The organism is Acinetobacter bouvetii (assembly GCF_902753875.1).
In the GTDB taxonomy this organism is placed as follows: domain Bacteria; phylum Pseudomonadota; class Gammaproteobacteria; order Pseudomonadales; family Moraxellaceae; genus Acinetobacter; species Acinetobacter bouvetii_A.
This window is the reverse complement of sequence record NZ_CADDTS010000040.1, coordinates 142,329-153,722: the sequence shown is the minus strand read 5'-3', so window position 1 is coordinate 153,722 and position 11,394 is coordinate 142,329. Positions and strand designations below refer to the sequence as shown.

Below are 11,394 nucleotides of genomic sequence, written 5' to 3'. Positions count from 1 at the left end.
TCGGATGCTTATATTTCAGAAATCACTCAACGTTTGAATCATCGCCCAAGAAAAAGACTCGGATTTAGAAGCCCGAGTCAGGTATTATTCCAAGAACATGGTGTTGCACTTCAAATGCTAATCTAAGATCTTAAATATACTGTTGAATTAGAAGAATTTCACAGGAATATCCAAGAAAATACGCCATTCATTGGTGTCACCGATGTATGCATTGCTATACACATCGTTGGCACGGTAAATTGAGTTACGAACGCGTAAGCTGGCATCTTTGGCAAAACCAGACTGTACTGTATATTTCACCTGGTTAAAGAATTCAGTTTCTTTCCCTTCAGCTGTTTGACCAGCCACGTTAATATCCCAGCCATAAACATAGGCAGTAGTCCAGTTCAGACCTGGAACACCCAATTTACCGAAGTCTAAACTGTATTGTACTTGGGCAGATTTTTCGTGATTACCAATAAAGTCAGACAGGTATGAGTTAGGCAGATAAATACTTTGGAATCCGTCAGCATTTTCAGCATAATCATAGCCAGTATTGCCAGTATTTTGTTGGTAAGCCAGCATGATATTGTGCGGGCCTTGGTTATATGTACCTGATAATGCCCAGATATTATTGCTGCGGCCATCTACATCTTTATTACCAATGGTAGATGAATACGTTGCAGCCTGTTTATCCCACTCAGTGTGATAACCGCTGAAATCATAAGTCAAAGAGCTGCCATTGGCCAAAGCTTGTTTGTAGTTGGCATTAACATAATGGCGATCAAGCGCATTTTTAGAGTCTAAACCGTAGTATGCAGCATTGAAGGCATCATTAAATTTGTATTTAGCACCCCAAACGACCGCGCGGTCTAAGTGGTTACCATCAGTGTTAATTTGATGGGACATTTGGTCTTTAGTGAATTTACCGGCAGTCAATTCCAGACCGTTAATTTCACGGCTAGTCGCCAAAACACCTTCAAAGTATTCCGGCACCATACGGCCAGTATTGCTGGCAAGTACAGGCAAGTCTAAAACTTGAGTACCATAGCGTACTTCAGTATTGGAAATACGCGCTTTCACATTAGCGCCACCACGTGTCCAATGATCATAAGTATCGCCAGCTTGTTTTTCCAATTCACCTTTATTGTTTAAACCTGTTTCACGAGGAATCATTTGGTTATTGGCATTCTTGTTCTCACCAAGTTTGAATGAGGCATCTCCAACAACACCCACACCAAAACCGATTACACCCTTGGTATAACCAGACTCTAAATCAAAAATTGCAGATTGTGCTGCAGAGCTTTGGTCTTTAACACCAGGTGATTTCTTGTCGCGGTTAATATAACCGGTGCGGAACAGTACAGTACCTTCAGCATCTTCAACAAAACCTTTAGATTCGCTTTGCTCACTAGCATAGGCAGTTGAAATTAAGGCAGCCTGAATTAAAACTGCTAAGGTAAGTTTTTGAGCTTTTTGCATTGGGAGTTGCCTTATACAAAAGAGGAGAATTAAATTGCAGGAATTGTATACGGAATGTATAGCAAATTTAATACATTTTATTTAATTAAAGTTATACATTCTCTGAATATAAGATTATACCGTTTGGTTAATAAAAAAGCAGTAAAATTGTTAAGTCTTAAAAATATTTTATAAAACAATAATATATTTAAATAATAAATGATTTGTCATTTAATATTTTCAGGAGATTTCGTATTGAAAGTATAAATTTAAGTAATTTTTGATGAAAAAATTGTTTTTCATACTTTGGTCTTATACCTATAAGGCGCGGAAAATGTGCTGTCTTTAATAGTGAAGTACAAGTTACATGAGTAGAGTGGATTTTTGGATATCTGTGTAAATATCATTTAAATTTGATTAGATCTTAAGTAAATTTCAATTAAATACTAGAGTGAATTCACAGATATTTTTCTCGAAAAAGTGGTATAAAAACAATTAAAAAATTGACCAAAAATTATAAAAAAGCTTTAGAATTCGTAGCTAATTTTCTTGTTGCGCAGAATCTATAACAGGTTCTAGATGGGGTTGTAATGCTGCAAATTTCACATAAAATCGCTTTATCTTCTCTGCTTGTCATCAGCAGCATGTCTGCATTGGCTGATGAAAATCCAACCTCACCGGCAGCAGGGGAACTCAGCGGTAGTTTTGCAGTAGTGAATAAGTATATTTATCGCGGTGGGGTGGAAAATGATGATGTTGCCCTGCAAGCTGGGCTTGAATATGCCCATAAAAGTGGTCTCACCGTGGGCTACTGGGGATCAACTCTGGATTATGATCCATCAGATGATAGTGCTGATAAAGACCATGGTTTTGAACATGATTTTTATGTGGCCTATGGTCAAGAGATCAATCAAGACTGGAGCTATAAGGTTCAAGGTACAGCTTATTACTACCAAGATGGCGGTACAGTATATGGTTTGAACGGTGATAAACGTAAAACCACAGCCTTCGATGTATTGGGTCAATTGGCTTATAAGGATTTGACTTTAGGTGCTGCAGTCATGCTGGCAGATGCTTCTTTTGCCAATGCCGGAGATGTCTACCTAAACGCGGCTTATCGTTATCCTTTGCCACAAAACTTCATGTTGAATACTTCAGTAGGAGCATCTATTTATAACAGTAGCCGTGATGACAGTATTATAGAAACTAAAAATGATGTTGCTTTTAATGAAGCTCGTATTGGCATGAGTAAAGAAATTCCGAATACTGGCGCTACAGCATCAGTAGATTATGTGGTCGGTGGTAAAGATCGCTTTGATACAGATTTTGATGATCAGGTCGTATTTGGTTTGAATTTTAATTTTTAAACCATCAAATCTTTGTAAAGTGCATAAATTGCTTCAAATTTGTGCACTTTTTTTATGCATGAGCAATCGGTGTGATTAAAAAACAGCCTTAAAAGGGGGCATGATGTAAGTAAATATGAATTTGTGACTTTGAGTAAATGAAGTGTGAACGCTCACTAATCGTGAAACATGACGAAATAAATAGTCTTAAAAATGGATTTTGTTAAAATAATAAAAATAAAATAAAAACAGTATCTTATGTTGTTTTTATTTGAATTTGTTTTGTTTGATACATGTTTGAAATCACTTTTGGCATAGCTATTGCTAATTACTCTATGAGTTTAACGAAATAACCAAAACAACGTCGTGCTACGATGTGGGGGAATCCAATAATGAAACTTACTCTTAAAGTATTATCTTTAGCTGTAGCTGCGACTGCATCTACATTCACTTTCGCAGAAGAGGCACCAGCATCAGAACATACTGTTTCTGGCAATATTGGCGTGGTTTCTCAATATGTATTACGAGGTAATACTGCAAGTCTGGAAAATGACAATGCTGCTGTGCAAGGTGGTTTGGACTATAGCCATTCTTCTGGCTTTTATGCAGGTTACTGGGGTTCAACTCTAGGTTATAACGCTGAACTTCCTACTGGTACAGATAAAAGTTTTGAACATGACTTTTACGCAGGGTTCAGTGGCAAAATTACCAAAGACCTGGGCTATAAAGTAGGCGGTACTTACTACGTTTATTATCCATCTGATGATGCCAATGTTTTTGAAACTTTGGTTGGTGTAAGTTATAAGAATTTTGGCCTTACCGCTCAAACACTTACAGATGATGTCACTTGGGGGAATGCAGGTGATACCTATTTACTTGCAAGCTATAGCTACGGTTTACCAAAAGACTTTACTTTAAACACATCTCTAGGTGCATATTATTATTCTGATAGCGGTGATTACGAAGGCATTTCGCTAGACACTAAAGATGATTTCAGTTTCCGCCATTTAACTGTGGGTTTAAGTCATCCATTAGGTGATACAGGTGCTAGCGTAAGCATGGACTATGTCATTGGTGGAAAATTACGTGACGAGACAGATTTGAAAAATAAAGCAGTATTTGGCTTAAAATATACATTCTAAGACTGCTGATTTAAAAAAAGCGACTTTAGGTCGCTTTTTTTTTAAGTCTTAATTTTACTGGGCTCTAAATATTGAAAGCTGCATGATATTTCACAGTACCTGGAGGAATTGCTTTATTAAAAGCCAGAACCTGAAAATATTCAGCGGGGACATCTTCCAAAATCAGTTCAGGCACAACCTGAAAACCAAATTTAGAATAAAAAGATGGATCTCCTAAAACAACACAGCCTTCTGCAGCCATACTTTTTAATTCAGCCAAAGCAGATTCAATCAGTGCTGAACCGATCCCAAGTTGTTGCCATTTAGGTAATACTGCGACCGGTCCTAAACCGTACCATCCTGCATGATTTGAAGAAATAGATACTTTTGAAATGGCAATATGTCCCACAATATGCTGATTTAAAACAGCGACTAAGGAAATAGTCAGCGCATTTTCCTGTCTTAAGGCAGCCACAATCAATTGCTCAGTATGACTGGAATAGGGCTGGGTTTTAAAGGCCTGTTCAATCACTTCTGCAATGGCCGCATGATCAGCGGGAGTTTCATTTCGAATCAATAAATTTTGCATCGACGTTTAACCTTGCTGCGACCGATAAGACAAGGCTTCACTTAAGTGCGAGCTTTGAATTTCAGTATGTTCAGATAAATCGGCAATACTGCGCGCAACACGCAATACTCGGTGATAAGCCCGGGCAGACAGATTTAAACGCTGCTGTGCCATTTCCATCATTTTCTGTGCTGACGTATCCAAACAGGCAAACTGTTCCAGCTGCTTGGGGCTTAGCGCATGATTCAGGCATTGCTGTCGTTGAATTTGTAGATGGTAGGCTTGAATGACACGTTCCCGAACAGTTTCTGAATTTTCAACAGCTTTGGTGTCTTGCAATTCATGTGCCTGTAAGGGCGGTACGTCAATATGCAGATCAATGCGATCCAGCAGGGGGCCAGAAATCCGATTTTGATAACGTTTAATTGCATCGGCTGAACATTGGCAGCGGATATCCTGATTAAATGCGTAACCACACGGGCAGGGATTCATGGCTGCAATGAGCTGAAAATTAGCTGGAAAGGTAATTTGTCTGGAAGCACGAGAAATCACAATTTCTTTAGATTCCAGCGGTTGTCTTAAAACCTCCAGTACTTTACGGTCAAATTCGGGTAGTTCATCCAGAAACAGTACCCCTAAATGAGCCAAGGTAATTTCACCGGGTTTAGGGTGTGAACCGCCACCCACCAAAGCAATTGCTGAAGCGGTATGATGCGGTGCCCGAAACGGGCGCTGACCAAAGGCATGTGTACTATTGGCTACCGAATAAATACTGGCAACCTGCAGATTTTCCTGCATGTCCAGCGGCGGCAAGATACTGGCCAGCCGTGAAGCGAGCAGGGTTTTACCTGTTCCTGGCGGGCCTTTAAACAATAATGAATGACCGCCGGCTGCTGCAATTTCAAGGGCACGTCGTGGACGGAGTTGCCCCTTTACATCGGCTAAATCAAATTTGTACTGGTCTAGAGCAGGTGGCGTGTTGGCTTGATATTGCTGAATAGGATGCTGTTTGGATAAATGTTCACAGACATCTTTTAAATGCCGGGCAGCAAAGACTTCAAATTGAGGCAGTTGCGAGGCTTCCTGGGCATTCTGTTCAGGCAGAATCAGCTGATGTCGCGACTGCTGGCAGGCAATGGCAATACTGAGAATGCCGGTAACGGGGCGAAGTTGACCATCCAGCGCCAGTTCACCAATAAATTCCAGATGATCGGTCACATTTTCAGGCAGTTGGCCTGAAGCGATGAGGATGCCAAGCGCAATCGGCAAATCCAGACGCGAGCCATCTTTGGGTAAATCTGCAGGAGCCAGATTGATAGTGAGGCGTTTAGTGGGAAACTGAAATCCGCTATTGATGATGGCAGAACGGACCCGGTCTTTACTTTCCCGTACCGCTGCTTCCGCAAGCCCAACAATGGTTAAAGAGGGCAGACCTTGACTGACATGAACTTCAACCTCAATTTGAGGGGCATGAAGTCCAAGCAGACCTCGAGTGTAAATTTTGGCAAAAGACATTTGTTATTGTTCCATTATAGTGCGTTATTTTTAATCGTTTTGCGTCTTTTTGTGCACCAGAATAGTGCTTATTTGTTGTTATTGATTTTACTTTCTAAAATTTCAACTTGTTTAAGCAGTTGGTTTAATCTTGAGTTGGCATTATTTAGTGCAGTACGTTGGCGCTCCATTTCATCTTTGGAAACCAGATCCATTTTAGTGACTGCTTCATTCAGAAGGGCACGTAAATTATGTTCAACATCTTTTTTCGGTTGGTCGATTTGTTGCATTATTGCTTGTAATAAAGTTTCGATCATTGCAGTGTCCATAGCGATGGAAAAGTGGTTGCTAGTGTATCATTGCTCACAGCCAGACCATAGTCCTGCACAAGCAGATATGGCTGGTTCCGATAAGTAAAAAGATAAATTTTATAGTAAAAATGTCTACATTTTAAAATTCAGACTACATGTAAAAGTATAAAATAGGTTATAAAGAAAACTCGTGTCGGAAGTTTCTGTTTTCCCCCAACCTTAGAATTTTTGGCACGAATTTTGAACATAAAACCTTACTGGTGAAAGAAGCCGAAGGAAAACAAACATGAAGCTCGTAACTGCTATTGTAAAACCCTTTAAACTGGATGATGTGCGTGAAGCATTGTCTGACATTGGTGTTCAAGGGATCACTGTAACTGAAGTCAAAGGCTTTGGTCGTCAAAAAGGTCATACTGAACTTTATCGTGGCGCAGAATATGTCGTTGATTTCTTACCTAAAGTAAAAATTGAAATTGCGATTAGCGACGAAATGGTTGATTCAGTCATTGAATCTATCACTCGTGTTGCAAGCACAGGGAAAATCGGTGACGGTAAAATTTTCGTTACTAATTTAGAACAAGTCATCCGTATTCGTACCGGTGAAACAGGTGCAGACGCTGTCTAATTTGGCATGAAGTTTGCTGAGTACCTAATAACTCAAAAAACTAGGTTGGGGGATACGAATGAAAAAAATGCTCATTGCGCTTAGTTTGTCTGGCGCGCTTTTAGGTGGTTCTGTTGCATGGGCTGAAGAAGCAGTCTCAGCAGCATCCACTCCTTCTGAAGATGTAACAGTCGTTGAAACAGCAGCTGCTTCAGCAACGAATTCTGAATTAGCTGCGGCACCTGCTCCAGCTGAACAAGCAGCAGCACCTGCAGAAGAAGAAGTAAAATTAGATACAGGTGACACGGCATGGATTTTAGTGTCTACAGCACTTGTTTTACTGATGACTATTCCGGGCTTGGCATTATTCTACGGTGGTATGGTACGTAAGAAAAACGTACTTAGCACGATGGCACACAGCTTTATTGCTGCTGCAATCGTCAGTATTACCTGGGTAGTAATTGGTTATACGCTGGCCTTTGGTCAAGGCAATGCCTTTATTGGTGGCTTGGATAAAATCATGTTATCCGGCATTACCACCAGTGCCTTAACCGGTACCATTCCAGAAATTCTGTTTGTGATTTTCCAAATGACCTTTGCCATCATTACTGTAGCCATTATTACAGGTTCGATTGCAGAGCGTATGAAATTTGGTGCTTTCGTTGCATTCATTACGCTTTGGAGCGTGATTGTTTATGCACCAATTACCCACTGGGTATGGGGTGGTGGCTGGTTAGGCAATGACGGTGCCCTTGATTTTGCTGGTGGTACAGTTGTTCATATTAACTCAGGTGTCGCAGGTTTGGTTGCAGCATATATGCTGGGCAAACGTATGGGCTTAGGCCGCGAATCTATGGCTCCGCATAATTTGACTTTAACCGTTGTCGGTGCAAGCTTGGTGTGGGTTGGCTGGTTCGGTTTCAACGGTGGTTCTGCATTAGGTGCAAATGGTTCAGCAGGTTATGCACTTGTGGTGACTCAAGTTGCAGCAGCGGCAGCAGCCATCTCTTGGTTGATTACTGAAAAAGTGGTACGTGGTAAAGCATCTGTATTGGGCGGTGCATCTGGCGCGGTTGCAGGTCTGGTGGTGATTACACCAGCAGCAGGTTTCGTGACTGTAGGTGGTGCATTGGCAATGGGCTTAATCGGTGGCGTAGTGTGCTTCTGGGGTATTACCGCATTGAAACGTGCGCTTAAAGCGGATGACTCTTTGGATGCCTTTGGTCTACATGGTGTAGGTGGTATTGTTGGTGCAATCTTGACTGCAGTATTCGCTAGCGAATTCATTATGGGTGAAAAAGCACCTACCGATATGTTGCATCAATTATGGGTACAAGTTGAAGGCGTATTGGCAACCATCGCTTACTCTGCAGTATTAACCTTCATTATTCTGAAAGTGATTGATCTGGTGATTGGTATCCGTGTTGCGAATGATGACGAACGTATGGGTCTTGACCTGAGTCAACATGGCGAACGTGTAGAATAATCTAAAAACCGATAATCAATATATTGTGTAAAACAGCCCGTAAGGGCTGTTTTTTTTCCATATCTTGCGTAAAGCTCTACAAAGCCCAGAATTTTTGCTACACTCTAAATCCGATTTGATTTGTTCAATTAAACCGCTATGCATTGTCCATTTTGCAACGCCGCCGATAGTAAAGTGATCGATTCGCGTTTGGCTGCCGAAGGCTGCCAGATTCGCCGACGTCGTGAATGTATCACTTGTGGTGAACGCTTCACTACATTTGAAACCTATGAAGTGGTGATGCCCAGGGTAATTAAATCCGATGGTAAAAGTGAACCTTTTGACGAAGCCAAAATGCGTCGTTCCCTGATGCATGCCTTGCAAAAGCGTCCTGTTACTCAAGAGCAGATTGAAACCGTACTCAGCGATATCCAATTACAGATTCGCCGCCTAGGGGAACGTGATGTGAAATCACGCACCATTGGTGAAATTGTCATGCAGGCTCTATTTGCCCTGGACCATGTCGCTTACGTCCGGTTTGCCTCGGTCTATCAGGACTTTCAGGATGTTGAAGCCTTCCGTCGTCAAATTGAACAAATGCAACAGCGCGAACACTAAGATTTATTTTCCAAGAGCTATTCCATGTCCGAGTTAAAGCAAGATTCCATTCAGTCAGATCAGGTCTGGATGCAGCGTGCAATTGCATTAGCACGACTGGGACAATACTCCACCAAACCCAATCCCAATGTCGGCTGTGTGATCATTAAAGAGGGTCAACTGGTCGGAGAAGGCTTTCATCCGAAGGCCGGGCAGCCGCATGCGGAAGTCTTTGCCATGCGTCAGGCGGGTGAACAGGCCAAAGGGGCGACCGCATATGTCACTTTGGAACCTTGTGCACATTATGGCCGTACGCCGCCGTGTGCCAAAGGTCTGGTTGCAGCTGGGGTCACGAAAGTCATTGTGGCCTGTCCAGACCCAAATCCGCTGGTCGCGGGTAAAGGGGTACAGATTTTAAAAGATGCCGGTATTGACGTTGAAGTTGGCATTTGTCAGGCAGAAGCCCATCAGCTGAATCAGGGCTTTTTAAAAGCTATGGCCAGCGGTATGCCTTATGTGCGTTTAAAAGTGGCTTCCAGCTTGGATGGGCGAACTGCCATGGCCTCGGGTGAATCGAAATGGATTACCGGAACTGAGGCCCGTCAGGATGTGCAGCACTGGCGCGCGATTTCAGGCGTGGTCATTACCGGCATTGAAACGGTACTGGCCGATGACTGTCAGCTGAATGTACGTCAGCTTAAGGGTGTGGACGATATCAGCACGATTGTCCAGCCCAAACGTCTGGTGTTGGACCGTCAGGGCCGCTTAGCGCTGAATGCAAAAATACTGCAGCAACCCGAAACAGTCATGGTGATGGGACCATTCCGTCAGGAACTGGCTGATTTAGGCGTGCTACAATTTGAGGTACAGCCTTTAAAAGACTTGCTACAGACCTTATCTACCCAACATCAGATATATGATGTGCTGGTGGAAGCAGGGGCAACATTATCTACGGCCTTTTTGCAGCAGCAATTGGTCGATGAAATGATCAGCTATGTTGCACCGACCTTTTTAGGTCAAACAGCACGTGCGATGTTTAATGCGGAATTTGACCGTATGGCAGAGCAACTTCGATTTAAGCTCATAGACCTGACCCAGTTGGGCGAGGATGTGCGCTTAAGGTTAATCCCTTCTCAAGAGACAGTATGAATTCAGAGTCTTCGGTTTATCATAAGCGTCGTCATTCAGCACGTACCACAGATGAATACCTTTTCAATCAGCTTGTTCCCTATTTGGGAAATAAACGCCGTTTATTACATCTGATTCTAGAGGCGCTTGAGAGCACGGGAACCTTAAATCACCACAATGGCCGTGCGCCGATTTTTGCCGATTTTTTTGCCGGTTCCGGTGTGGTGTCACGTCTGGCGCGACAAAATGGTTATCGGGTGATTGCCAATGACTGGGAACCCTACAGCCATGCCTTAAATAATGCGATTTTATCTTGCGTGGAAGCACCGGCATTTAAAGAGCTGGGCGGTTATCAAAAAGCCATTGATTATCTGAACCGTTTGCCGGAAGTTAAAGGCTGGGTGACGCATAACCTGTGTCCGCGTAATGATGAAATCTATGATCCGACCCGTGATCGACTGTTCTTTAAACGTCGTAACGGCATGCGCATTGATGCCATTCGCCAGCAGATTGCCACCTGGCAGGCACAAGGCGCGATTGATGATGTTGAAATGTCGGCTTTGCTCGCGCCATTATTGTATTCCGCCAGTTTTGTCAGTAATACTTCTGGGGTATTCAAAAGTTTCCATCATGGCTGGGGCGGTAAAACCCAAACGGCTTTGGAACGCATTGAATCATTGCTCTGGTTAACGCCAAGCCGTTTCTGTGAAATTGGCGATCCGAAAAAACCGGCTGCGGAAATGTGGTGTGTGGATGCCCAGCATCTGGCCAATCAAATGAGTAATTTTGAGGTGGATATCGCTTATTTGGATCCGCCTTATAACCAGCATGCCTATAGCAGTAACTATCATGTGTTGAATGCCTTGACGCTATGGGATCAGGTCGATTTACCCAGCCCCGACACCAAAGGTTTTAAAAGCGGGATTGACCGAGCATGGCGTAAAGAGCGTCCGAGCCAGTACAACTCTTCCAAGCATGCCAAAGAAGCTTATGAAAAATTATTGGCAACGATTAATGCACGTTATATTCTGACCAGCTATTCGACCGATGGTAATATTGAAGCCGCTGATTTGTTGCAGGCCAATTTAAAACGTGGTCGGGTGACCTTGTTGACGCAAGATGTACCGCGTTATCGGGTCAGCAAGCAACGTCAGTCAGAACGCGCACGTGTGCTAGAATTTATTGTGATTACCGATACTCATGCCAAATCGGGTCCTCCACTGCGCCAGCTTTTGGGTCAGCTGTATCATTTTGCTGAACTGGGTGGTGTGGACACAACCGGCGTAAGTACACAACTGGCATTGTGGTAAAACAACGACA

11 protein-coding genes are annotated in these 11,394 nt (G+C 42.8%); 7 read left to right on the top strand and 4 right to left on the bottom strand.

Going from position 1 to position 11,394, the window contains the following annotated elements; all coding sequences use genetic code 11:
• Positions 1 to 147 precede the first annotated feature (147 nt).
• Positions 148 to 1,461 (bottom strand): OprD family outer membrane porin, encoded by a 1,314-nt coding sequence (locus FB6_RS12365; protein ID WP_174560279.1) that lies wholly within the window; start codon positions 1,459 to 1,461, stop codon positions 148 to 150.
• Positions 1,462 to 2,030: 569 nt separating this feature from the next.
• Here FB6_RS12365 and FB6_RS12360 point away from each other — a divergent pair.
• Entirely contained in the window at positions 2,031 to 2,807 is a 777-nt protein-coding gene (locus tag FB6_RS12360) for a TorF family putative porin (protein WP_174560278.1), read from the top strand.
• Between the two features lie 371 nt (positions 2,808 to 3,178).
• Complete coding sequence (locus FB6_RS12355) at positions 3,179 to 3,928, top strand: TorF family putative porin (RefSeq protein ID WP_174560277.1); 750 nt, start codon at positions 3,179 to 3,181, stop codon at positions 3,926 to 3,928.
• Between the two features lie 64 nt (positions 3,929 to 3,992).
• Here FB6_RS12355 and FB6_RS12350 read toward each other — a convergent pair whose 3' ends face one another.
• From FB6_RS12350 to FB6_RS12340, 3 genes are all read right to left on the bottom strand, one after another.
• Positions 3,993 to 4,496 (bottom strand): GNAT family N-acetyltransferase, encoded by a 504-nt coding sequence (locus FB6_RS12350; RefSeq protein WP_174560276.1) that lies wholly within the window; start codon positions 4,494 to 4,496, stop codon positions 3,993 to 3,995.
• A gap of 6 nt (positions 4,497 to 4,502) precedes the next feature.
• Entirely contained in the window at positions 4,503 to 5,990 is a 1,488-nt protein-coding gene (locus FB6_RS12345; protein ID WP_174560275.1) for a YifB family Mg chelatase-like AAA ATPase, read from the bottom strand.
• Positions 5,991 to 6,058: 68 nt separating this feature from the next.
• Positions 6,059 to 6,286: an accessory factor UbiK family protein gene (locus tag FB6_RS12340; protein WP_174560274.1), complete on the bottom strand. Its 228-nt coding sequence runs from the start codon at positions 6,284 to 6,286 to the stop codon at positions 6,059 to 6,061.
• A 280-nt stretch (positions 6,287 to 6,566) separates the two neighbouring features.
• On the opposite strand from FB6_RS12340, the gene glnK reads away from it, so the two are divergent.
• From glnK to FB6_RS12315, 5 genes are all read left to right on the top strand, one after another.
• Positions 6,567 to 6,905 (top strand): P-II family nitrogen regulator, encoded by a 339-nt coding sequence (gene glnK / locus FB6_RS12335; RefSeq protein WP_086174160.1) that lies wholly within the window; start codon positions 6,567 to 6,569, stop codon positions 6,903 to 6,905.
• Between the two features lie 58 nt (positions 6,906 to 6,963).
• Positions 6,964 to 8,370, top strand: a complete 1,407-nt coding sequence (locus FB6_RS12330; protein WP_174560273.1) for an ammonium transporter — start codon at positions 6,964 to 6,966, stop codon at positions 8,368 to 8,370.
• A gap of 138 nt (positions 8,371 to 8,508) precedes the next feature.
• Entirely contained in the window at positions 8,509 to 8,967 is a 459-nt protein-coding gene (gene nrdR / locus FB6_RS12325; protein WP_174560272.1) for a transcriptional regulator NrdR, read from the top strand.
• 24 nt (positions 8,968 to 8,991) lie between these two features.
• Positions 8,992 to 10,095: a bifunctional diaminohydroxyphosphoribosylaminopyrimidine deaminase/5-amino-6-(5-phosphoribosylamino)uracil reductase RibD gene (gene ribD, locus FB6_RS12320; protein ID WP_174560271.1), complete on the top strand. Its 1,104-nt coding sequence runs from the start codon at positions 8,992 to 8,994 to the stop codon at positions 10,093 to 10,095.
• Complete coding sequence (locus tag FB6_RS12315) at positions 10,092 to 11,384, top strand: DNA adenine methylase (RefSeq protein WP_174560270.1); 1,293 nt, start codon at positions 10,092 to 10,094, stop codon at positions 11,382 to 11,384. The genes ribD and FB6_RS12315 overlap by 4 nt, the downstream gene beginning before the upstream one ends.
• Positions 11,385 to 11,394: the final 10 nt, after the last annotated feature.

What these genes read in the sequence shown, in the direction of transcription:
- FB6_RS12330 (WP_174560273.1), top strand. Translation starts at nt 6,964, where the DNA reads ATGAAAAAAATGCTCATTGCGCTTAGTTTGTCTGGCGCGCTTTTAGGT.
- glnK (WP_086174160.1), top strand. Translation starts at nt 6,567, where the DNA reads ATGAAGCTCGTAACTGCTATTGTAAAACCCTTTAAACTGGATGATGTG.
- FB6_RS12360 (WP_174560278.1), top strand. Translation starts at nt 2,031, where the DNA reads ATGCTGCAAATTTCACATAAAATCGCTTTATCTTCTCTGCTTGTCATC.
- FB6_RS12340 (WP_174560274.1), bottom strand. Translation starts at nt 6,286, where the DNA reads ATGATCGAAACTTTATTACAAGCAATAATGCAACAAATCGACCAACCG.
- nrdR (WP_174560272.1), top strand. Translation starts at nt 8,509, where the DNA reads ATGCATTGTCCATTTTGCAACGCCGCCGATAGTAAAGTGATCGATTCG.
- FB6_RS12350 (WP_174560276.1), bottom strand. Translation starts at nt 4,496, where the DNA reads ATGCAAAATTTATTGATTCGAAATGAAACTCCCGCTGATCATGCGGCC.
- FB6_RS12345 (WP_174560275.1), bottom strand. Translation starts at nt 5,990, where the DNA reads ATGTCTTTTGCCAAAATTTACACTCGAGGTCTGCTTGGACTTCATGCC.
- FB6_RS12365 (WP_174560279.1), bottom strand. Translation starts at nt 1,461, where the DNA reads ATGCAAAAAGCTCAAAAACTTACCTTAGCAGTTTTAATTCAGGCTGCC.
- FB6_RS12355 (WP_174560277.1), top strand. Translation starts at nt 3,179, where the DNA reads ATGAAACTTACTCTTAAAGTATTATCTTTAGCTGTAGCTGCGACTGCA.
- FB6_RS12315 (WP_174560270.1), top strand. Translation starts at nt 10,092, where the DNA reads ATGAATTCAGAGTCTTCGGTTTATCATAAGCGTCGTCATTCAGCACGT.
- ribD (WP_174560271.1), top strand. Translation starts at nt 8,992, where the DNA reads ATGTCCGAGTTAAAGCAAGATTCCATTCAGTCAGATCAGGTCTGGATG.